The sequence below is a fragment of the Bradyrhizobium sp. SZCCHNR1093 genome, assembly GCF_032381175.1.
Lineage (GTDB): Bacteria > Pseudomonadota > Alphaproteobacteria > Rhizobiales > Xanthobacteraceae > Bradyrhizobium.
The window spans coordinates 1-21,210 of the sequence record NZ_JAUHJJ010000014.1 but is presented as its reverse complement, the minus strand read 5'-3'; the positions used below and the strand labels follow the sequence as shown (position 1 = coordinate 21,210).

Annotated in this window: 21 protein-coding genes and 1 tRNA gene; 14 read left to right on the top strand and 8 right to left on the bottom strand. The window is 66.0% G+C overall.

Translation table 11 applies throughout. From position 1 onward, the window contains the following. Nucleotides 1–87: 87 nt before the first annotated feature. Nucleotides 88–1,011: a 2-dehydropantoate 2-reductase gene (panE, locus tag QX070_RS29395; RefSeq protein WP_315740648.1), complete on the top strand. Its 924-nt coding sequence runs from the start codon at nucleotides 88–90 to the stop codon at nucleotides 1,009–1,011. Nucleotides 1,012–1,217: 206 nt separating this feature from the next. On the opposite strand, the gene QX070_RS29390 is transcribed toward panE, so the two are convergent. Next, complete coding sequence (locus tag QX070_RS29390; RefSeq protein WP_315740647.1) at nucleotides 1,218–1,793, bottom strand: c-type cytochrome; 576 nt, start codon at nucleotides 1,791–1,793, stop codon at nucleotides 1,218–1,220. Between the two features lie 179 nt (nucleotides 1,794–1,972). Continuing rightward, the gene (locus QX070_RS29385; RefSeq protein WP_315740646.1) at nucleotides 1,973–3,250 is read right to left on the bottom strand and encodes a PQQ-dependent sugar dehydrogenase; all 1,278 of its coding nucleotides are present in this window, start codon (nucleotides 3,248–3,250) and stop codon (nucleotides 1,973–1,975) included. 384 nt (nucleotides 3,251–3,634) lie between these two features. Here QX070_RS29385 and QX070_RS29380 point away from each other — a divergent pair, with 384 nt between their 5' ends. The 3 genes from QX070_RS29380 (at nucleotide 3,635) to QX070_RS29370 (ending at nucleotide 7,933) form a co-directional block, all read left to right on the top strand. Next, nucleotides 3,635–4,981, top strand: coding sequence for an amidase (locus tag QX070_RS29380; RefSeq protein WP_315740645.1), 1,347 nt, complete (start codon nucleotides 3,635–3,637; stop codon nucleotides 4,979–4,981). A gap of 96 nt (nucleotides 4,982–5,077) precedes the next feature. Next, the gene (gene pncB / locus QX070_RS29375) at nucleotides 5,078–6,382 is read left to right on the top strand and encodes a nicotinate phosphoribosyltransferase (RefSeq protein WP_315740644.1); all 1,305 of its coding nucleotides are present in this window, start codon (nucleotides 5,078–5,080) and stop codon (nucleotides 6,380–6,382) included. Nucleotides 6,383–6,499: 117 nt separating this feature from the next. Continuing rightward, nucleotides 6,500–7,933 (top strand): caspase domain-containing protein, encoded by a 1,434-nt coding sequence (locus QX070_RS29370; protein WP_315740643.1) that lies wholly within the window; start codon nucleotides 6,500–6,502, stop codon nucleotides 7,931–7,933. Nucleotides 7,934–7,970: 37 nt separating this feature from the next. Here QX070_RS29370 and QX070_RS29365 read toward each other — a convergent pair. After that, nucleotides 7,971–8,045, bottom strand: a tRNA-Gly gene (locus tag QX070_RS29365). Nucleotides 8,046–8,333: 288 nt separating this feature from the next. Here QX070_RS29365 and trxA point away from each other — a divergent pair. Then, the gene (gene trxA / locus QX070_RS29360; protein ID WP_315740642.1) at nucleotides 8,334–9,254 is read left to right on the top strand and encodes a thioredoxin; all 921 of its coding nucleotides are present in this window, start codon (nucleotides 8,334–8,336) and stop codon (nucleotides 9,252–9,254) included. A 48-nt stretch (nucleotides 9,255–9,302) separates the two neighbouring features. Continuing rightward, complete coding sequence (locus QX070_RS29355) at nucleotides 9,303–9,977, top strand: LON peptidase substrate-binding domain-containing protein (protein WP_315715855.1); 675 nt, start codon at nucleotides 9,303–9,305, stop codon at nucleotides 9,975–9,977. Here the strand turns inward: QX070_RS29355 and QX070_RS29350 are convergent, their stop codons facing one another. The 3 genes from QX070_RS29350 to QX070_RS29340 form a co-directional block, all read right to left on the bottom strand. Beyond that, complete coding sequence (locus QX070_RS29350; RefSeq protein ID WP_315740641.1) at nucleotides 9,978–10,808, bottom strand: FTR1 family protein; 831 nt, start codon at nucleotides 10,806–10,808, stop codon at nucleotides 9,978–9,980. Between the two features lie 11 nt (nucleotides 10,809–10,819). Next, complete coding sequence (locus tag QX070_RS29345) at nucleotides 10,820–11,116, bottom strand: cupredoxin domain-containing protein (protein WP_315740640.1); 297 nt, start codon at nucleotides 11,114–11,116, stop codon at nucleotides 10,820–10,822. A 346-nt stretch (nucleotides 11,117–11,462) separates the two neighbouring features. Further along, nucleotides 11,463–11,813, bottom strand: a complete 351-nt coding sequence (locus QX070_RS29340; RefSeq protein ID WP_315740639.1) for a hypothetical protein — start codon at nucleotides 11,811–11,813, stop codon at nucleotides 11,463–11,465. Nucleotides 11,814–11,904: 91 nt separating this feature from the next. On the opposite strand from QX070_RS29340, the gene QX070_RS29335 reads away from it, so the two are divergent. Genes QX070_RS29335 through QX070_RS29325 form a run of 3 tightly spaced genes read left to right on the top strand, consistent with a single transcriptional unit; the run spans nucleotide 11,905 to nucleotide 13,634 of the window. After that, nucleotides 11,905–12,447: a TetR/AcrR family transcriptional regulator gene (locus tag QX070_RS29335; protein ID WP_315740638.1), complete on the top strand. Its 543-nt coding sequence runs from the start codon at nucleotides 11,905–11,907 to the stop codon at nucleotides 12,445–12,447. Nucleotides 12,448–12,503: 56 nt separating this feature from the next. Beyond that, the gene (locus tag QX070_RS29330; RefSeq protein WP_006613415.1) at nucleotides 12,504–12,701 is read left to right on the top strand and encodes a Trm112 family protein; all 198 of its coding nucleotides are present in this window, start codon (nucleotides 12,504–12,506) and stop codon (nucleotides 12,699–12,701) included. Nucleotides 12,702–12,704: 3 nt separating this feature from the next. Beyond that, complete coding sequence (locus tag QX070_RS29325; protein ID WP_315740637.1) at nucleotides 12,705–13,634, top strand: alpha/beta hydrolase; 930 nt, start codon at nucleotides 12,705–12,707, stop codon at nucleotides 13,632–13,634. A gap of 3 nt (nucleotides 13,635–13,637) precedes the next feature. Here the strand turns inward: QX070_RS29325 and QX070_RS29320 are convergent, their stop codons facing one another. Then, nucleotides 13,638–14,858: a ubiquinone biosynthesis hydroxylase gene (locus QX070_RS29320; protein ID WP_315740636.1), complete on the bottom strand. Its 1,221-nt coding sequence runs from the start codon at nucleotides 14,856–14,858 to the stop codon at nucleotides 13,638–13,640. 155 nt (nucleotides 14,859–15,013) lie between these two features. On the opposite strand from QX070_RS29320, the gene tesB reads away from it, so the two are divergent. Further along, on the top strand, nucleotides 15,014–15,889 hold the full coding sequence (tesB, locus tag QX070_RS29315) for an acyl-CoA thioesterase II (RefSeq protein ID WP_315740635.1): 876 nt from the start codon (nucleotides 15,014–15,016) through the stop codon (nucleotides 15,887–15,889). Between the two features lie 5 nt (nucleotides 15,890–15,894). Here tesB and QX070_RS29310 read toward each other — a convergent pair whose 3' ends face one another. After that, on the bottom strand, nucleotides 15,895–16,770 hold the full coding sequence (locus tag QX070_RS29310; protein ID WP_315740634.1) for a DUF4339 domain-containing protein: 876 nt from the start codon (nucleotides 16,768–16,770) through the stop codon (nucleotides 15,895–15,897). A 208-nt stretch (nucleotides 16,771–16,978) separates the two neighbouring features. Here QX070_RS29310 and QX070_RS29305 point away from each other — a divergent pair, with 208 nt between their 5' ends. The 4 genes from QX070_RS29305 (at nucleotide 16,979) to QX070_RS29290 (ending at nucleotide 20,931) form a co-directional block, all read left to right on the top strand. Then, the gene (locus QX070_RS29305) at nucleotides 16,979–17,317 is read left to right on the top strand and encodes a P-II family nitrogen regulator (protein ID WP_172112996.1); all 339 of its coding nucleotides are present in this window, start codon (nucleotides 16,979–16,981) and stop codon (nucleotides 17,315–17,317) included. 90 nt (nucleotides 17,318–17,407) lie between these two features. After that, nucleotides 17,408–18,718, top strand: coding sequence for an ammonium transporter (locus QX070_RS29300; RefSeq protein WP_315740633.1), 1,311 nt, complete (start codon nucleotides 17,408–17,410; stop codon nucleotides 18,716–18,718). A 332-nt stretch (nucleotides 18,719–19,050) separates the two neighbouring features. After that, the gene (locus QX070_RS29295; protein WP_006611147.1) at nucleotides 19,051–19,389 is read left to right on the top strand and encodes a P-II family nitrogen regulator; all 339 of its coding nucleotides are present in this window, start codon (nucleotides 19,051–19,053) and stop codon (nucleotides 19,387–19,389) included. A 39-nt stretch (nucleotides 19,390–19,428) separates the two neighbouring features. Next, nucleotides 19,429–20,931, top strand: coding sequence for an ammonium transporter (locus tag QX070_RS29290; protein WP_315740632.1), 1,503 nt, complete (start codon nucleotides 19,429–19,431; stop codon nucleotides 20,929–20,931). Nucleotides 20,932–21,210 lie beyond the last annotated feature (279 nt).

Sequence of the window (21,210 nt, the reverse complement as noted above, 5' to 3'; positions counted from 1 at the left end):
AGGGCATGGTGGCCATCCCCATTCGCTACTCGCCATTCGCTATTCGCTCCTGCATGATGAGACCTCGCTGAGAGAGAGGACCTACCCATGCGTATTCTCGTCGTCGGCGCCGGCGCCATCGGCGGCTATTTCGGCGGCCGGCTGCTGCAGTCCGGCGCCGATGTCACCTTCCTGGTCCGCCCGCGCCGCGCGGCTGAACTCGCCAGTGCCGGCCTCGTGATCCGCAGTCCGACCGGTGACGTCACCCTCCCCAATCCGCCGACCGTACAGGCGGACACTCTGAAGCAGCACTTCGACGTCGTGCTGCTGAGCTGCAAGGCCTACGACCTCGACGATGCGATCACCTCGTTCGCGCCGGCCGTGGGTCCGAACACCGCGATCATCCCGCTGCTCAACGGCATGAAGCATCTCGACGTGCTCGACGCCAGGTTCGGGCGCGCGCGCGTGCTTGGCGGGCTCTGCGCCATCGCCGCGACCCTGAACGAGCAGCGCGAGGTCGTGCAGTTGCAGCCGATGCAATCGCTGAGCTTCGGCGAGCGCGACGGCGGATCGTCGGACCGCGTCCGCGCGATCTTCGAGATTTTCCGGCGCGGGAATTTCAATGCGTCGGCCAGCGACCACGTCATGCAGGACATGTGGGAGAAGTGGGTGTTCCTGTCCTCGCTCGCTGCATCGACCACATTGATGCGTGCGCCGGTCGGCGTGATCCTGACCGCGCCGGGCGGCAAGGATTTCCTGCTCGGCATGCTCGACGAATGCAGCGCCACCGCTGCGGCCGCAGGCTACCCCCCAGCCGGCGCGTTCTTCCAGCGCGTCTCCGGCATGCTCACCGCGGAGGGATCACCGATGACCGCCTCGATGTTCCGCGATCTCAGCGCCGGCCTTCCGGTCGAGGCCGATCACGTCATCGGCGATCTCGTCGCCCGCGCCGATGCCGCCAAGGTCCCGGTGCCGCGCCTGCGCATATCCTACACGCAGCTGAAGGTGTACGAGGCTCAGCGGGGCAAGTAGCTCTTGGTATCGCCTCGGTGTTCGCCGAACCGTTGGTCAGGCACGACGGCGCCACAGACTCCGATGTCGTCCCGGCCTTGCGCCGGGACCCATAGCCACCGTCCGTAGTGAAGCAGGCCACTCTCACCGACGTCCCTCGATAGCTTCCGCGGTATGGGTCCCGGCGCAAGGCCGGGACGACAGTTGTGATCTGGGCGACGTCCCAACTACAGATGCGCCAGATAATGCGCCAGCGCCGTGATCTCCTCGTCGCTTAGCGGATAGGCAACATCGGTCATCGCGGCCTGGCTGCCGCCGACGCGCTGGCCGGACTTGTAGTCGTGGAGCGCCTTGACGAGATATTCCTCGCGCTGGCCGGCGAGCCGCGCCACGCCCTTGGTGCCGGCATAGCTGTCGAGATGGCATGAGGCACAGCGCCGGCCGGCGGCGGCTTGCGCGCCTTTGGCCGACAGATCCGGATCGTTGTCCGGCGGCGCCTTGGCCGGCTGCAGCGAGGCGAAATAGGCGCCGAGGTTGCGGATGTCCTCGTTGGTGAGCTGATCGACGATCGGCTTCATCGCCTCGTTCTTGCGCGTGCCGGCGCGGAAGAACACGAGCTGCCACTGGATGAACTGATCCTGCTGGCCGGCGAGCGAAGGAATGTTCTCGGTCTGCGAGATGCCGTTCTCGCCGTGGCAGCCGGCGCAGAGCTCGGCCTTGGCCTTGCCCGCTTCGATATCGGCGGCGTCGGCCGGAGGCGCCGCAAGCATGAGCATCAGCGCGGCGGCCATCACCAGGTGCATTCTGGAGGTCCCTGGATTCATCGCAGGCGTTCTCGCTCCCATCATTGCTTTGGCGCGCGGACGATGCCCGAAACCCGCGACCGGGTGCGGCACGTCGTCCTTGATCAACGCGCGACATTCAAAATAGTTGGGGCTGCGGCCGCCGTAAGGCAGCGCGCAGCCCCGCTTTCACGACGAGCTCATTTCTTCTCGTAGCTGATGCGATAGATCGCGCCGGCCCAGTCGTCCGCCACCAGGATCGAGCCGTCCTTGGCGAGGATGATGTCGTCGGGGCGGCCGAGATAGCCCTGGTCGCCCTCGAGCCAGCCGGAGGCGAACACCTCCTGCTTGGCGTCCTTGCCGTCGGGGCCGACGATGACGCGCATGATCCGTGCGCCCTGGTACTTGTGCCGGTTCCAGGAGCCGTGCTCGGCGATCAGGATGTTGTTCTTGTACTCCGCCGGGAACTGGTCGCCGGTGTAGAACTTCATGCCGAGCGGCGCCACGTGCGGACCGAGGTTCAGCACTGGCGGTGTGAACTCCGAGCACTTGTGACCCATCGCGAATTTCGGATCCGGCAGGTCACCCTGGTGGCAATAGGGATAGCCGAAATGCTCGCCGATCTTCGAGATCATGTTGAGCTTGTCGCTCGGCAGATCGTCGCTGACCCAGTCGCGCGCATTCTCGGTGAACCAGTATTTGCCGGTGCGCGGGTCGACGTCGCCGCCGACGCTGTTACGGACGCCGAGCGCATAGATCTCGGCATTGCCGGTGCGCGGATCGACTCGGCGGATCTGCGCGACTGACGTCGGCGGGATGCCGATGTTGAAGGGCGGTCCAAACGGGATATAGAACCAGCCTTCCTTGTCGACCGCGATGTATTTCCAGCCATGCGCCGCATAGGACGGCATGTCGTCGTAGACGACCTTGCCCTGGCCGAGATTGTCGAGACTGGCTTCGGCATTCTCGTATTTGATCAGCTTGTCGACCGCGATCACGTAGAGATTGCCGTCCTGGAAGGCGAGGCCGGTCGGCATGTTCAGGCCCTTGAGGACCGTCTTGACCTCGCGTTTGCCGCCCTTGTCGGTGATGGCATAGACGTTGCCAAGCCCGAACGAGCCGACGAACAGCGTGCCCTTGTCGCCCCAGGCCATCTGCCGCGCGGCGAGCACGCCCGAGGCCCAGACCTCCATCTTGAAGCCGTCCGGCAGCTTCACCTGCTTGACGATCTTCGCGAGCTCGGCATCGGACGCGCCGGTCGGCGGGCCCGACGGCGGCGCCAGCCCCTTCTGCGCCTCGGTCTCGTCGCCGAGGAACCAGTCGTCCGGCGGATGCGTCCAGAACTCCTTGGTGCCGGATTCGTATTTCTTCAGGCCCTTCCCCTGATCGGATTGCTGCTGCGCGCCGGCGATGCTGGTGCCGGCGAGGAGACCTATTGTTGCAAGCGCAAGAATGCTTCGGTGAAAAGCCGATGTCATCGCTTCACTCCCATGAGGCAGCTCATGTGGCTGCGTCTACTTATCGGAACGTATCTGAAGACGTCCTTTGGCCGACCACATCAGTGGTCCTGCTCGAAAATGGTAGCACATCCTGAGCGGGTGAGAAGCGGATTGCTGCCAGGTTCGCGCGAGGCTCAAATGATGCCGCTCCACTCATGCCATGCCAGATGCGCGTGTCCGTGCGCGTGCCTGCGCCGCATCGGCGATTGTCCGCCACGCGGCACGGGCCTGCCGCCATGCGCTGTATTCATATGCGCCGATCGGCCGGACGATTGGCGTGTGCTTGAACAGCCGATAGGATCGGAACAACACGCTGCGGCCGTTCACCGCCCGGCAACGAGATCAAGTCGACAGGATCGATGAATGTCCGAGCGTTTCCCTGTGTCCACACCGAAGGCCGGTGCCGGCGTCCTCGACCTGCTGCGGCGGTTCGCAGCCGACCCCGCAGCGGCCATCACCTATGGTGAAGAATGCCTGAAGAAGACGCAGGCGATCGAACCGCAGCTGAAAGCATTCGAATATCTGCCGCGGGATGTCGTTCCAAAGACCGGCCCGCTCGGTGGAATTCCCGTCGCCATCAAGGACATCATCGCCACCTCGGACATGCCGACCACCAACGGCTCGCAAATCTATCGCGATCACGTGCCGGATGCGGACGCCTGGGTGGTCGAACGGCTGCGCAATCTCGGCGCAACCATCTTCGGCAAGACGGTCTCCACTGAATTCGCCTGGCGCCATCCAGGTCCCACCGTCAATCCATGGAACCCCGAGCACACACCGGGCGGCTCATCGTCCGGATCAGCCGCCGCGGTTGCGGCCGGCCTGGTGCCGCTGGCGCTGGGAACACAGACACTCGGCTCGGTGATCCGACCGGCGGCCTTCAACGGCGTCGTCGGCTTCAAGCCGAGCTTCGGCGCGATTCCACGCGGCGGCGTGCATCCGCTTAGCCCGTCGCTCGACCATGTCGGCTTCTTCGCCCGCCGCGTCGACGACGTGGCCTTCGCCCTCTCGTTGCTGGCAGGCACCAGCGCAGATGATCGCCACGGCCGGCCGCTGCCGGGCTTCACCGTCGGCATCGACCAGGGCCTCACGCCGCACCGCACGCCACGGCTCGCGGTGGTGCGCTTCGCCAAATGGGAGCGCGCCGAGGCGGAGCAGAAGACCGTATTCGAGTCCGTCATCGACAAGCTGCGCAGCGCCGGCGCGACGATCACCGAGATCGAACTGAGAGAGCTCGACGCGGTGAACGGGCATGCGATCACCACGATCATGCTCAGCGAGGCGACCACGATCTTCTCCGATCTGATCGCGCGCCATCCCGACCGGGTCAGCGAGGTCATGAAGGGCCACGTCGAGAGCGGGCGAAGCAAGACGGCCATGGAATATCTCGCCGCGAAGGCGGCCCAGGCCCTCAGGCAGAAGGCGCTCGCCGCTGAGCTCGACGGCTTCGACGCAGTGCTCACCTTGCCGGCGTTCGGCGAAGCGCCGCGCGGCTTGGATTGGACGGGGGACGCCGAATATTGCGCGCCCTGGACCTTCGTCGGAGCGCCGGCAGTCTCCTTGCCGGCCGGGTTCGGCAACAACGGCCTGCCGCTGGGCGTACAGATCGCCGGCCCCTATCGCAACGACCTCCATGTGCTCCGCGTCGCGAAATGGGCCGAAGCGGTGCTGGCGTTCGACCCCGGCGTGCCGCTCCTGGCGCGCAAATAGCCGCCACGAACCCCGAGCAAGGATACCGCTGCGCCACGATGGCCTCCTGCGACAAGCCCAGTGGCGGGTTTGCGGCCAGCGCTGTAAAACGATCACATGACAGTCACAGACATCGCGAGCAGAACCTATAATCACGGTTGGCGCCTCGATCCGATCGTGCGCAGCCTGCTCGACACCGATTTTTACAAGTTGTTGATGCTGCAGATGATTCGGGAGTTCTACCCGAGTCAGCAGGTGACCTTCTCGGTCATCAACCGGACCCGGCGGGTGCGGCTCGGCGACGTCATCGACGAAGGCGAATTGCGCGCCCAGCTCGATCACGCCCGCACCATCCGCTTCGCCAAGAAGGAGCTGATCTGGCTGGCCGGCAACACCTTCTACGGCAAGACCCACATGTTCTCGCCGGAGTTCATCGCCTGGCTCGCCAATTTCCGCCTGCCCGAATACGAGCTGCGCAAGTCCGACGGCCAGTACGAGCTGCATTTCCACGGACCCTGGACCCACACCACGATGTGGGAGATCCCGGCGCTCGCGATCGTCAACGAGCTGCGCTCGCGCCAGGCCATGAAGGGCCAGGGCCGGTTCGCACTCGACGTGCTGTTCGCCCGCGCCAAGGCCAAGCTGTGGGCCAAAGTGGAGCGGCTGCGCAAGCTCGAGGGGCTGCGGCTGTCGGATTTCGGCACCCGCCGCCGCCACGGCTTCCTGTGGCAGCGCTGGTGCGTCGAGGCCGTCAAGGAAGGTCTCGGCTCGTCGTTCACCGGCACCTCCAACGTGCTGCTGGCGATGGACAACGACCTCGAGGCCATCGGCACCAACGCGCATGAGCTGCCGATGGTTGCGGCGGCACTTGCCAAGGACGATGACGAGCTGCGCTTCGCGCCGTATCGCATTCTCGACCAGTGGCGGCAGACCTACGCAGGCAACCTGCTGATCGCGCTGCCCGACGCGTTCGGGACCAAGGCCTTCCTGCGCGACGCACCCGACTGGGTCGCCGACTGGACCGGCTTCCGTCCCGACAGCGCGCCGCCGATCCAGGCCGGCGAGGAGATCATCGCCTGGTGGAAATCGAAGGGGCGCGATCCCAAGCAGAAGCTGCTCGTGTTCTCCGACGCGATGGACGTCGAATCGATCGAGCAGCTCCATCATCGATTCTCCGATCAGGTGCGGCTGTCGTTCGGCTGGGGCACCAACCTGACCAACGATTTCGTCGGCTGCTCGCCGGACGGCTCGGTCGACCTCGATCCGATCTCGCTGGTCTGCAAGGTGACGTCGGCAGACGGGCATCCCGCCGTGAAGCTGTCCGACAACCCGGAGAAGGCGACCGGCGATCCCGCCGAGATCGCCCGTTATCTCCGCGTGTTCGGCGATGCCGGCCGGGTGCGCACGCCGGTCGTCGTCTAGGCCGCCGACAGCCCACGGCGATTTCTCTTTCCTGCCACGTTTCTTGTTCCTGCTTTGTTCGAAATGCGGTAAAATCGTCGTACAAGCGCACAGATCGGGTGACAGGAGATCGTTGGCATGCGTCGGGTGATCGGCCGAGTTGGACAGCTACTATCTGCAACCATTCTTGTCGTCGGCGCGATCCTGATCTCGACCGGGCCCGCTGCCGCCGACAAGCGCGTGGCGCTGGTGATCGGCAACTCCATTCACGAGCGCGCGCCGCTGCTGGACGAGCCGGCGGCGGATGCCCGGCTGATCGCCGACAGGCTGTCGCGGCTCGGCTTCACCCTGAGCGGCGGTGCCGCGCAGATCGACCTCGACAGGCGAGGCTTCGATCGCGCGCTTGCCGAGTTCAAGGGCAGGATCGCCGACGCCGACGTCGCGCTGATCTATTATGCCGGCTATGGGCTCAACCTGGGCGGCGCCGATTATCTCGTCCCGGTCGACGCGGCACCGGCGACAGCTGCGGATCTCAACACCGAGCTGCGCGACCTGACTGCGATTCTGCGCGAGCTGGGCGGATCGAACCCCCGGCAGAACGTGATCATTCTCGACGCCTTCCGCTCCAATCCGTTCGCCGGGCGCGGCATCGCCGGACTTGCCGCCGGCCTCGTCCCGGTCGACGTTTCCGCACGGACCGTGATCTCCTTTGCCGCACAGGCCGGGACGGCGGGACAGCGCGGCCCGGACGGCCACGGCGTGTTCGCCGCAGCCCTTGCAGAGGCGCTCCAGCAGCCTGGCCAACGTCTGATCGAGATCCTCAACCAGACCGACGCCGCGGTGGAGCGCGCCACCAGCGGAGCGCAGCGGCCGCTCGTGATGTTCACGTCGATAGACAGCGGCGCTCAACTGAGCGCCGCCGCCGCGAAGCCGACGCAGCCGGCCGGCCCTGACGCCGCCCGGAGCAGCGCTCCCGTTTCGAGCCCGACCGCCTCGTCCGACGCGGCAGATGCGCGGACGCCCGGACTTGCCGTGCTGTATGATGAGGATCTCTCTGACCCCAAGGGTAGGCGCTATTCCGGCTCGATCACCTGGCGGACCGAGACGGTCAAGAACGCACAATCAGGACGGCTCATGCCGGTGATCCGTGGCGAGATCGACATTCCCGAGCGCAAGCTGAAGGTCAGCCTGCAGCTGCGCCGCAACGACGATCCCAGCCTGCCGGCCAGCCATGTCGCCGAGCTCACATTCAGGCCCGCTGCCGACTTCGTCGGTGGCGGCATCAGCAGCGTCCCGGGAATGCTGATGAAGACGGATGAGAAGTCGCGCGGGACGCCGCTTGCCGGGCTTTCCGTCAAGATCACCGAAGGTTCATTCCTGGTGGGCTTGTCCAACGTCGAGGCCGATCGCGCGCGCAACGAGGAACTCCTCGCACGGCGCGAATGGTTCGACATCCCGGTCGTCTATGCGAACCAGCGCCGGGGCATCCTCGCCATCGGCAAAGGTCCCAGTGGAGATCGGGTATTCGCCGACGCACTCGCGGCCTGGGACAAATCCCCGCCGACGAAATGATGAGGCATAAGGCGAGAGGGGAACGGAGCGGAATTTTTGGAGCGGGCGAAGGGGTTCGAACCCTCGACCCCGACCTTGGCAAGGTCGTGCTCTACCACTGAGCTACACCCGCATCCGTGACGCCTTGGCGGCGTGGCCGCCAGCGACGGGCAGACCTATGCCAAATGCCGCGGACGAATGCAACAGGTCTGCGACAGGTTTCGTACGCCGACGACGTTCAAATTTTTGCGGTCGGGGCCGGCCGAACCGGGCCCAAACCTGCCCATCACCGGGCCGCGATGGGCGCTGATTGAAATTTCCAGCTGGACCGCCACTTAAAGTGAGAGAAAACGTGTATTGAGGCGCGGCGGCGGCCGGTTCCCGGTCGCCGTCCATCGGAATTTTTCGGACGAGGGACCCCGTGACCATTGTTGAGCAGGGCGGCGGAGCGGCGCCGCAGGTGCCGGATCTGATCAAGGACACCACGACGCAGAGCTTCGTGAAGGACGTCATCGAGGAATCGAAGCGGCAGCCGGTCCTCATCGACTTCTGGGCGCCGTGGTGCGGACCGTGCAAGCAGCTGACGCCCATCCTGGAAAAGGCCGTCAAGGCCGCCAACGGCAAGGTCAAGCTGGTCAAGATGAACATCGACGAGCATCCGGCCATTCCCGGCCAGATGGGGATCCAGTCGATTCCGGCCGTGATCGCGTTCGTCGGCGGACGGCCCGCCGATGGCTTCATGGGTGCCGTGCCCGAGAGCCAGGTCGCCGCCTTCATCGAAAAGATCACCAAGGGCGTTCCGGGCGTCGGCGAGCCCGACATCGCCGAAATCCTCAAGGAAGCCGAAGCCGCACTCGCCGAGGGCGATGCGGCTGGCGCGGCCGAGATCTATGCCGAGGTGCTCGCGGTCGATGCCGCCAACATCCCGGCGATCGCCGGGCTTGCGAAGTGCCAGGTCGAGCTCGGCGCGATCGACGAGGCCAAGCAGACGCTTGCGATGGTCCCGGACGCCAAGCGTAGCGATTCGGCGGTCTCCGCCGTGCAGGCCGCGATCGATCTGGCCGAGCAAGCCCAGTCGCTCGGGCCGGTCGGCGAGCTCGAACAGAAGGTCGCCGCCAATCCGCTCGACCACCAGGCGCGTTTTGACCTGGCGACGGCGCTGAACGCCGCGGGCAAGCGGAAGGAAGCCACCGACCAGCTGCTCGAGATCGTGAAGCGCGACCGCAAATGGAACGACGACGGCGCGCGCAAGCAGCTCGTGCAGTTCTTCGAAGCCTGGGGCGGCGCAGACGAGGCCACCATCGAGGGCCGCAAGCGGCTGTCGACGATCCTGTTTTCGTAACCCGGCTGGACGGGACGCGCGCTCGTTCCAGCGGACACGAGGTATCGCATGCCGATCAATGCCGAATATCGCGGTCCCGCCGAGCTGCCGGAGATCGTTCCGGTGTTTCCATTGGCGGGAGCCTTGCTGCTGCCGCGCGGCCAAATGCCGCTCAACATTTTCGAGCCGCGCTATCTCGCGATGGTCGACGATGCGCTTCGCGACGGCCATCGGCTCATTGGCATGATCCAGCCCGACGTCACGCATTCCTCCAGCGAGGAGCGGCCGGTGCTGTTCAAGGTCGGCTGCGTCGGCCGGATCACGCAGCTCGCCGAGTCCGGCGATGGCCGCTACATCCTCGAGCTCACGGGCGTGTCCCGCTTCAAGGTGGTCGAGGAAATGACGGTGCTCACGCCCTATCGGCAGTGCAAGGTCGATTATTTCCCGTTCGTCGATGATTTCACGGCGCGCAAGGGTGAGGACGCGGTCGACCGCGAGGCGCTGCTCGCGGTGCTCACCGACTTCCTCAAAGCGAACAATCTCAAGGTCGACTGGGCCGGCATCGAAGCGGCGCCGAACGAAGCGCTCGTGAACGCGCTGGCGATGATGTCGCCCTACGGCCCGGCGGAGAAGCAGGCGATGCTCGAGGCGCCGGACCTCAAGACCCGCGCCGAAATCCTCATCGCCGTGACCGAGATGGATCTCGCCAAGAAGCGGACCTCGGGCGATCCGCCGCTGCAATGATCATTCGGCGGCGGCCGCACGCGGCGCTGGCGGCGCCGCCGTGAGACGCATCAGCGCGATGGTGGCGAGGATCACCCCGATGTAAACCGCGAGCTGCATCGCGGTGGGCTGATCCGTATAGCCGATCAGGGCCTTGAGGGTCCGTCCGGCGACGCCACGCTCGGGCAGAACCGCGCTCGAATCCCACACCACCTGGTCGAACGTTGTCAGCCAGTTGGCGCGGGCGAGAAAGAACACCGCCTGCGCGGCCATTCCCGCCGACAGCAGGGTGATCAGCACGGTGGTGGTCTTGAACAGGGCGCGCGGCGGGATGCGCATCAGGCCGAGATAGGTCGCGAGACAGACGGCAACGCCGAGCAGCAGGCCGAGGACGCCGCCACCGAGCAGCGCCCGCCCGCCGCCGTCACCGGAGGCCGCCACGCCATAGAGAAACAGCGCGACCTCGCTGCCCTCGCGCAACACGGCGATGGCGATCACGGTCGCCAGCGCGACCAGCGGCTTGGCGCCTTCGGCCACCGCTTGGCCCATCGTCCGCAACTCGTTGCTCATCTCGCGGCCGTGCCGGGCCATCCAGACATTGTGCCAGGTCAGCATGATCACGGCAGCCGACAGGACCCCTGCATTGAACAATTCCTGTCCCATGCCTTCGAATAGCTGAGTCAGCGTGCCCGCGAACGCCGCGACGATGCATGCGCCGACCAGGCCGGCAAACAGCCCCGCGCCGATCCAGCGCAGGCGATGCGGGACCGCGCTGGTGACGGCGAGCACGATGCCGACGATCAGGCCGGCTTCGAACACTTCGCGGAAGACGATGATCAGGGCGGCGAGCATGGGATCTGGACCTATTGGACGTTGACGAAGCCGCGGGCCTTTTCGTTGAAGTCGTTATAGAACTCGTACCGCCCGGACTTCATGGCGCGGACGTTGAGCACCGCCTCGCTGTTGGCCGCGATCACCTTCTCGACCTTCAGGGTCTCGCTCTCGAACTCGATGGCCTTGCTCTCCATGTTCTTGACGCGGATCGTCAGCGGCGCGTCGGCAGGAACGGTCGGCTCCTTGGGCTCGAATTGACCATTGGCATAGGTGAGGCAGATCTCGTTCGATTCCCCAGCGTGCGCCTGCGCTGCCATCAGCAGCATGCCGACGCTTCCACCTACGACGACCAACTTCCGCACCACGTCGACCAACATCGATCCGTCCCCTCTCCTATCCCGACAAGCAAATCGGAGAACGGTTGCGCGCCCGGATCGATGTCGACGCCGGGCACCCGTTCGCGACGACGAACAACTAAGCGGCTCGTCGCCGTGTCTGCAAAGAGACTCCTTCTAAGTTAGAACCATTCTTGGCGAATGTGTCGTGGCAGTGGCCTCGCGGTGAACGGAGTGCGGCCGAACGGCAGTTAAGGCGATGCAGCGGTTGCAAAGCGTCGCAATGCCGTCATCTCGCCGAGTTTGTGCCGCGGCTATGTCGACCGGATGCGCAGCGTCAGTAGCCGGCGATGGCGAGGAGGACCACGCCGGCGAGCATGATCCAGCCGAAATGCCGCGCGCGCGTCGCCAGCGCATTGGCGCCTGCAGCGAAGGTGAACACGACGATGACGGTGACCACCGTCCAATGCCGCGCCGACTCCGACGCCATTCGCGGGGCGGCCGTGAGCAGCACGCCACAGCCGATCCACGCCACCGTGCCCGTTTGCCAGACCAGCCGCAGCAGGGTTCGCAACCGCTCCGGCGAGATGGTGGCACGCGCGAACACCATCGTCTCGCCGAGCACGCCATGGATCACGGCGACGGTGATCGCCATCAGCCCCGCGGTTACGAGCAGCGCATCGCGCATGGCACGCCTTCCATACAGTTATGTATGGAAGATGCACGAAGCCCTGGCGGCCGTCAATACAGTTATGTATGGTCGCCCTGATGGTGACGACATGACCGATCAGCTCTCCGCCGACGATTGGCTGACACAGGGATTGAAGGTGCTGGCCACCCGGGGCTTCACCGCGCTGAAGGCGGAGCCGCTGGCGAAAGCCATGGGCGTGTCGCGCGGCAGCTTCTACTGGCATTTCGCCGATGTGGCCGCGTTTCACGCCGCCCTCCTCAAAAAGTGGCGGGAGATTGCGGCCGAGCAGATCATCACCGGGGTGGAGGCGAGCGCCGGCGACCAGCCGGCGATTGCCGTGCTCCTCCGGCGCGCGTTCACCGTCAGACTCACCCTGGAGCGCGCCGTGCGCAGCTGGGCCGGATCCGACCCCGCCGCGCGCCAGGCCGTCCAGGCCATCGACAGACGCCGGCTGGGCTATGTCGAGAGCCTGCTTTCAGCCGAAGGACTGATGCCGGCGATCGCGCACGCACGCGCCCAGGTGCTGTACTGGGCCTTCCTCGGCCACGCGCTGTCGGATCGGCCGTTGCCGGCCCAGCAACTGGACACGGTCATCGACGAGCTGATCCGGATCGCCCTGCACAAGCCTTGAAGGACGACAACCAGGCGGACGATATGCTACAGAGGCGCCCGCCGGAGACCCTTGCCATGAACGCCCCGCTCGAACGCCCCGCCAATTCCGTCGATCCCAAGCTGCTCGAGATCCTGGTCTGCCCGATGACCAAGGGCCCGCTGGAATACGACGCGGCGAAGCAGGAGCTGGTCTCGCGGTCGGCGAAGCTCGCCTACCCGATCCGCGACGGCATCCCGATCATGCTGCCGGAGGAAGCGCGGAAGATCGACTGACCGATGCGGCCCGTCGTGATCCGCTGCGCACTCGCCGTGGCGCTGATGGCCCTCACCTCGGTGGTCTCGGCCGAGGAGAGCGCCGTCCGCATTGGCGCACTCGACGCCGTCTTGACCACGCCAGCGGGCGTCGAGCGCCCTCCGGTGGCGCTGCTGATCGCCGGCTCCGGGTCGACGGACCGGGACGGCAATGGGCCGCAGCTCAAGCCGGCGACCTTGAAGAAGCTCGCCGAGCGGCTCGCCGCCCAGGGCATCGCCAGCCTGCGCTACGACAAGCGCGGCGCGCGCGGCTGGAAGGCGGAGTTCGGCCGCCCGGAAGACTTCCGCTTCAAGGACTATGTCGGCGACGCCGCCGCGCTGGTCGACTTCCTGCGCGGCAAGTTCGCCCGGATCGTCCTGGTCGGCCACAGCGAGGGCGGCCTGGTCGCCATCCTCACCGCCCGTCGCACCCCGGTCGACCGTCTCGTCCTGCTCGCGTCGTCGGCGCGGCGGCAGGGCGATCTGCTCAAGGCGCAGCTCGAGAAGAAGCTGCCGGCCGCGAAGATGGAGCCGGTCGCCAAGGCGATCGATGCCATCATGGCCGGGCAGATCGTGGACCCGCCACCGCCCGAACTGCCGATCGCCCCGAGCATGCAGCCGAGCATCGGCTCCGCCTTCGCCGAGGATCCGATTGATCCGCTCAAGCAACTCACGATCCCGATCCTGATCGTCGGCGGCGCCCGCGACCACCAGATCGCACGCCTCGACATGGTCGCGCTCGCCGCCGCCGCACCGGCCGCCAAGTCGCTGTGGCTGCTGGAGATGAACCACGTTCTGGTCGACGTCGCCAACGAGGACGAGAACCTCGCCTCCTACAACGATCCAGACCGCCCGCTCGACCCCGACATGATCGACGCCGTCGCCGGTTTCATCGCCGCCGCAGGCCCGCGCTGAACCTCAAAGCGCCTCGCCCTTCAGCAGCCGCGGCATCTCGCCGGTGAGCCCCGCGGCCTGCTTGATGAACAGCTCCTTCAACGGCGGCGCGCGATCGACGATCCCAAGGCCGATGTCGCGCACGGCCCGCAACAGCGTCGATTTATTGGAGAACAGGAAGTTCAGCGAGTTGGTGGCGACGCCCATCGCCATCGTGTCGAAGCGGCGCCAGCGCTGATAGCGCTCGAGGACATCGACCTGCCCCGGGTCGATTCCCATTCTTGCCGCATCGACCACGACCTCGGCCAGTGCGGCGACGTCCTTCAGCCCCATGTTGAGCCCCTGCCCCGCGATGGGGTGGATCACATGGGCGGCGTCGCCAACCAGCGCCAGCCGCGGCGCGATGAACGAGCGGGCGACGAAGTAGGACAGCGGAAACGCGCGCGGCTGGTCGAGCACCTTCAACTCGCCGAGATGCAGGCCGGCGCGCTTCTCCAGCTCGGCCTGGAATTCATCCGCGCTGAGCGCGACGAGGCGCTTCGCCTCGGCGCGCCGCTCGGTCCACACCAGCGAGGAGCGCTTGCCGGTCAGCGGCAGAATCGCGAATGGTCCGGGCGGAAGGAAATGCTCCTCGGCGCGGCCGCCATGGTCGCGCTCGTGACCGATGGTCACGACGATGCCGGACTGGTCATAGTCCCAGCCATGGGTCTGGATGCCCGCGCGCTCGCGCAGCTTCGAGCGCGCGCCGTCAGCGGCAACCAGCAGGCTCGCCTCGAGCTGGCTGCCGTCGCCCAGAGTCACCGCAATGCCGTCGGCCCGCGTCGCAAAGCCGGTCACCGGCATCGCCTTGAGCTCGACGCCTGCGGCCTCCGCATGCCGGACCAGCGCGTCGATCAAGAGCCGGTTCTCGACCATGTGCGCGAACGGCTCGCCGGCCTCGACCTGGCCCGCAAAGGTCAGGAACGCCGGGCGGATCGCATCCTCGGGCTTGGAGTCGGTGATGACCATGTCGAGGATCGGCTGCGCCTCGGGCGCGACATCGGCCCAGACCCCGATCGCGTCAAACAGCTTGCGGCAGGCCGCGACGATGGCGCTGGCGCGCGGATCACGGCTCGGCCGGTTCGCCAGCGCCGGATCGGCCACGATCACCGGCACCTCGGGCCCAAGCCCCTGACGGAGCGCCAACGCCAGCGCCAGGCCGGCAAACGCCCCGCCACAAATGACAATGCTTCGCTGTGTCGTCATGCCGCCCTGCTCACGGTTACTCTTGCGAGTGGAGTATAGCTGGGCGAAACAGGAGCGTGAAACAAGGTCTGCCCTCCGAGACCGTCATTTCCGGATGCCTGATCCCGCTAGAACGGGGCCGGAGCTGACGGCCGAGCCAGCGAAAGCACCACGCCATGTCCAAGGGACTGATCGACCTGATCTCGATCCTCGATCTCGAGCCGATCGAGGTGAACCTGTTCCGCGGCAACAGCCCGAAGACGAGCTGGCAGCGCGTGTTCGGCGGCCAAGTGATCGGCCAGGCGATGATGGCGGCGTGCCGCACTGTCGAGGGCCGGCTGCCGCATTCGCTGCACTGCTATTTCATCCTGCCCGGCGACCCGCAGGTGCCGATCATCTACCAGGTCGAGCGCCTGCGCGACGGCAAGAGCTATGCGACCCGGCGCGTCACCGCGATCCAGCACGGCAATGCGATCTTCTCGATCATGGTGTCCTTCCACAGCGACGAGGACAGCGCATTCAACCACCAGGACAAGATGCCGGACGTGCCGCCGCCGGAGAAGCTGACGGCGGAGGAGATCTCCAAGCAGCCGATGTTTCAGGAAGTCTTCCAAAGGATGCCGGACTTCATCCGCCGCTACTACGAATCCGACCGGCCGATCGAGCTGCGCCCCGTCGAACTGAACCGGTACTTCGGCCATAAGATCGAGGATGGCCGCATCAACGTCTGGATCAAGACGGCGGCGAAGCTGCCCGATGATCCGGCGCTGCACATGTGCGCGCTGGCCTATGCGTCGGACTTCTCGCTGCTCGACGCGGTCATGGCGCGCTATGGCCGCACCTTGTTCGACAAGCGCATGATGCCGGCCTCGCTGGATCATGCGATGTGGTTTCACCGGCCGTTCCGCGCCGACGAATGGCTGCTTTATGCGCAGGATTCGCCGAGCGCGCAGGGCGGCCGCGGGCTCACCCGCGGCTCGATCTTCAAGCCCGACGGCACGCTGGTCGCCTCCGTCGCGCAGGAGGGCTCGATCCGCGAGCGCCGGACGTAGCAGCCTCACACTGGCTGCGCCGTCCGCGGCACGACCGCGAATTGCGACACGTACCAGGCGCTGTACCAGCGCAGCAGCCACGGGATCGGAATGATCACCGAGCAGCCGAGCACGAACGCGAAGGTGCGCCACAGCACCTGCAGGCCCGAGCCGGTGAACACGACCTCGCGCCGCGTCCCCTGGATGTTGCGGCAGACCCAGCGCATCCAGGCGGTCAGCACCCAGGCCCAGCCGATGATGGTGATGCCCGACACGATCATCAGCAGGTACCAGCCGGCATAGACGACGGGGCTGCCTTCGAAATGGATCGGCAACCGCTCGCCATTCGAGGCGAGGTTGCTCAGAAGCCAGCGCAGCACCATCCAGCCCAGGAACGCCGGAGCGACCAGCGAGATCAGGTTGAGGATCGGCCGATCACTGAGGCCGACATAGGCCAGGACGCCCATGGCGATGAAGACGTACCAGATGTCGAGCGGCTGGCCGGTGAAGGTCAGGTTCGGCCGGCCGGGCACCCTCATCCGCTCGATCACGTAGCGGTAGAGGTAGACGGCGGTCCACGGCGTGATGACGATCAGGAACTGGCCGACGACATACAGCAAGGTCCAGCCGAGATAGGACCAGGTCTCGAGCGTGACCGAGAGCGCGCCGGCCGAGGCGGCGCCGCCGGAATCGAACGCGGGCGGCGTGGCCGGCGACATGCTCGGCACGCCCGACATCAGGCCGGGAATGTGCCCGGCCTTCTCCCAGCCGGCCATCCCGTCGCTCCACAGCAGCGTCTCGGCCGTGACGACACCCCGGGCGATCAGGTCGCGCAGTTCGTCTTCCGAAATGGGGCCCTGTTGCTGGCCTTGCGCCGCGTAATACCAGGAACGATTCGACATGGGATGTCCTTGAGTGGAGGATGGCAGGAAAACGTCTTCAGTCTGTCGGGCGATGTCGCGTTCCGTTCAGTGATATCCGTCACTCCTTGACGTTTTCGCTTAACGCTGCGCTGATTTTGTGCCATTTGCCTAGGAACAGGCCAAAACGGCCGTCCCAAGCCTGCCTCCGAAACAGGCGGCTTCGACCCGAGGAAACCAAGGCCCGCCCATGAAGCTCGTCGTCGCGATCATCAAACCCTTCAAGCTCGACGAGGTGCGCCAGGCCCTCACCGCGATCGGCGTCCACGGCATGACCGTCACCGAGGTGAAGGGCTACGGCCGCCAGAAGGGCCATACCGAGATCTACCGCGGCGCCGAGTATATCGTGAACTTCCTGCCCAAGCTGCGCATCGAGATCGCGGTCAACTCCGACATCGCCGAGAAGGCGGTCGAGGTAATCACGACGCACGCGCGCACCGGCCAGATCGGCGACGGCAAGATCTTCGTGACGCCAATCGATCATGCCCGCCGCATCCGCACCGGCGAGACCGACACCGACGCACTCTAAGCCCGTCAAGCAGCCGCAACGGCTGCACGCCCGCCGCAACGGCGCGGCGAACTGCAAGATCCTAACATCTGACATGCCGGGGGGACTGTCATGGAGACCTGCGCGTCTCGTTGCCTGCGCGCGTCTGCAGCATTGGCTGCAGCGGGCGCGATTGCCTTCACCACGCCAGCAGCAGCGGCAGCGCCGTCCACGATCGAACCGGCCGACACCGCCTGGATGATCGTCGCCACCGCTTTGGTGCTGATGATGACCATTCCGGGTCTGGCGCTGTTCTACTCGGGCATGGTGCGCAAGAAGAACGTGCTGGCGACGATGGCGCAGAGCCTCGCAGCCGTGATGCTGATCTCGATCCTGTGGGTCGCATTCGGCTACTCGCTGGCCTTCGTCGGCGACGGCACCTGGATCGGCTCGCTCGACCGCGCCTTCCTCGCCGGCATGGGCATGGACAGCGTCCATCCCGGCGCCAGGACGATCCCCGAGTCGCTGTTCATGCTGTACCAGATGACGTTCGCGATCATCACGGTGGCGCTGGTGGCGGGCTCGGTCGCCGACCGCATGCGCTTCTCGGCCTACCTCCTGTTCAGCATCGCATGGTTCATCTTCGTCTATGTGCCGCTGGCGCATTGGATCTGGGGCGGCGGCTTTCTCGCGCAGGCCGGCGTGGTCGACTTCGCCGGCGGTCTCGTCGTGCATCTCTCCGCGGGCACCGCGGGATTGGTCGCGGCGCTGGTGATGGGACGCCGCCAGGGCTATGGCAGCGAGAACCTCTCGCCGTTCGATCTGTCGCTCGCGGTGGTCGGCACCGGCCTGCTCTGGGTCGGCTGGTTCGGCTTCAATGGCGGCTCGGCGCTCGGGGCGAATGCGCATGCGGTGATGGCGATCCTGACGACGCATCTGGCCGCTTGCGCCGGCGCCGTCACCTGGGGCGCGCTGGAATGGTCGACGCGGCGCAAGCCGTCGGTGCTCGGCATGATCTCCGGCGCGGTGGCCGGCCTCGGCACCATCACGCCCGCGTCCGGCTTCGTCGCCCCCTGGCATGGCCTGGTGATCGGCGCGCTCGCCGGTATCATCTGCTACTGGGCCTGCACCTCGCTGAAGCACCGCTTCAACTATGACGATTCGCTCGACGTGTTCGGCGTCCACGGCGTCGGCGGCCTCACCGGCACGCTGCTGGCCGGCGTGTTCGCGACCGCCGCGATCGGCGGCACAGCCGGGCTGATCGAGGGCAACCCGAAGCAGCTTGCGGCCCAGCTCTACGGCGTCGCCGTCACCCTGGTGTGGTCGGGCGGCGTCACCTGGGGGCTCCTGAAGTTGGTCAGCGCCTTCGTGCCGCTGCGGGTGTCGCGCGAGCACGAGCTGGAAGGACTCGACATCTCCCAGCATGGCGAGGCGCTGCAATAGCTGCAGCAATTGGCGCCAATTGACCTGTTCGGCGTCGCGGGATTCTGCCCGCGCGGTGAGCAGCATTGTGTCTTGAGCCTGACATGCGTAACTTTTGCGCATGCCTGCCCATTCCTTGAGCGCGACGGAATAGCGCAGCCTTTGATGCCCCCGGTGAGGGGTGAAAAGGTCAGGATTCACCGCTCGTTAGCCCTGACCAGCCGTCTGGCACGGCATTTGATTCTATCGCTCCCGGCTGTGCCCGCGTCGTGAAGCTCTCTCCGCGTGGTGAACCTCAGTCGACAGGAAGCGCTCGGTAACGTCCGTGCCGGGCCCAAGCGGGGATAGGACCCATGAAAATTGTTATGGCGATCATTAAGCCATTCAAGCTCGAAGAAGTCCGGGACGCCCTGACCGCCATCGGCGTTCATGGTCTCACGGTGACGGAAGTGAAGGGGTACGGCCGTCAGAAAGGTCATACGGAAATCTACCGCGGCGCCGAATATGCGGTGAGCTTCCTGCCCAAGATCAAGATCGAGGTCGCGATCCCCTCCGACCAGGTCGACAAGACCATCGATGCGATCAGCTCGGCCGCCAAGACCGGTCAGATCGGCGACGGCAAGATCTTCGTCATCAGCCTCGACCACGCCGTGCGCATCCGCACCGGCGAAGCGGACGCTGCGGCCCTTTGATTTCGCGCTCAAACCAGAACACTTACGGAGTACAATAAAATGACGTTCAAGCGTCCAACCAGCGCGGGATGGGTTACGCTCGCAATTGCAGGGCTCTGCGTCGCAGGCCTCGTCGATGTGGCGTTCGCCGAGGACGCGCCTGCCGCCGCTGCCGCAGCCGCCCCCGTTCCCAACAAGGGCGACGTCGCCTGGATGCTCGTGTCCAGCGCCCTCGTCCTGATGATGTCCATCCCCGGCCTCGCGCTGTTCTATGGCGGCCTCGTCCGCACCAAGAACATGGCCTCGGTCCTCACGCAGGTGTTCGCCATCGTTGCGATGGTCGGCGTGATCTGGACGCTCTACGGCTACTCGCTCGCCTTCACCGACGGCGGCAGCATGACCTCGTGGGTCGGCGGCTTCTCCAAGGCCTTCCTGCACGGCGTCGACGCCAACTCGACCGTTCCGACCTTCTCGAACGGCGTGGTGATCCCGGAGCTGGCCTACTTCGTGTTCCAGATGACCTTCGCGATGATCACCCCGGCCCTGATCGTCGGCGCCTTCGCCGAACGCATCAAGTTCTCGGCGGTGATGCTGTTCATCCTGCTCTGGGTGACCTTCATCTACTTCCCGATCGCGCACTGGGTCTGGTTCATCGCAGCTCCCGATGACATCGCTGCTGCTGCCAAGGCTCTCGCTGCCGCTGGCGACGCTGCCGCCAAGACCGCTGCCCAGGCCAAGCTCGACGAAGTCACCGGCGCTGTCGGCTGGCTCGCCGGCGCTGGCGCCCTCGACTTCGCAGGCGGCACCGTCGTTCACATCAACGCCGGCATTGCCGGTCTGGTGGGCGCGGTTCTGATCGGCAAGCGCACCGGCTACGGCAAGGAGCTGATGGCTCCGCACTCGCTGACCATGACCATGATCGGCGCCGCGCTGCTGTGGGTCGGCTGGTTCGGCTTCAATGCCGGCTCGAACCTGGAGTCGAACGGCGTCACCGCGCTGGCCTTCGTCAACACCATGGTCGCCACCGCCGGTGCGGCGCTGTCCTGGCTGCTCTGCGAATGGGCGGTCAAGGGCAAGCCCTCGCTGCTCGGCATCTGCTCGGGTGCGGTCGCAGGCCTCGTCGCCGTCACCCCGGCCTCCGGCTATGCCGGCCCGATCGGCGCGCTGGTGCTCGGCCTGATCGTCTCGCCGGTCTGCCTGTTCTTCGTCTCCACCGTGAAGAACGCGCTCGGCTATGACGACGCGCTCGACGTGTTCGGCGTGCACTGCATCGGCGGCATCATCGGCGCTCTGGCCACCGGCATCCTGGTCAACCCGGCGCTGGGCGGCGTCGGCATCACCGACTACACCAACATCACCGGCAACAACGCCGGCACCTACGACTTCGCCACGCAGATGCTGGCGCAGCTCAAGGCTGTCGTCGCCACGCTGGTGTGGTCGGGTGTCGGCTCGGCGATCCTCTACAAGGTCGTCGACGTGGTCATCGGCCTGCGCCCGACCGTGGAGCAGGAGCGCGAGGGTCTCGACATCACCGACCACGGCGAGCGCGCCTACAACTACTGAGTTCTCCCGGGACTTGGTCGTACGCGACCGGGTCCGCAACTTCGGTTCGGGCAAATACCCGGCAATGCCCTGACCGTTGAGGGGCTCCAGCGCAAGCTGGGGCCCCTTTCTTTTTGTTTGGATCGTGAGGGCCGAGCGCGCGCCAAATAACCGGTGTCGTCCCTGCGAACGCAGGGACCCATACCGCGCGATGTTTGTAAGAGGCAGGCTGCGAGTCCCGTGCAAGACAACTGAACCCTGTGGTTATGGATCCCGGGTCGGCGCGCTTCGCGCTTGCCC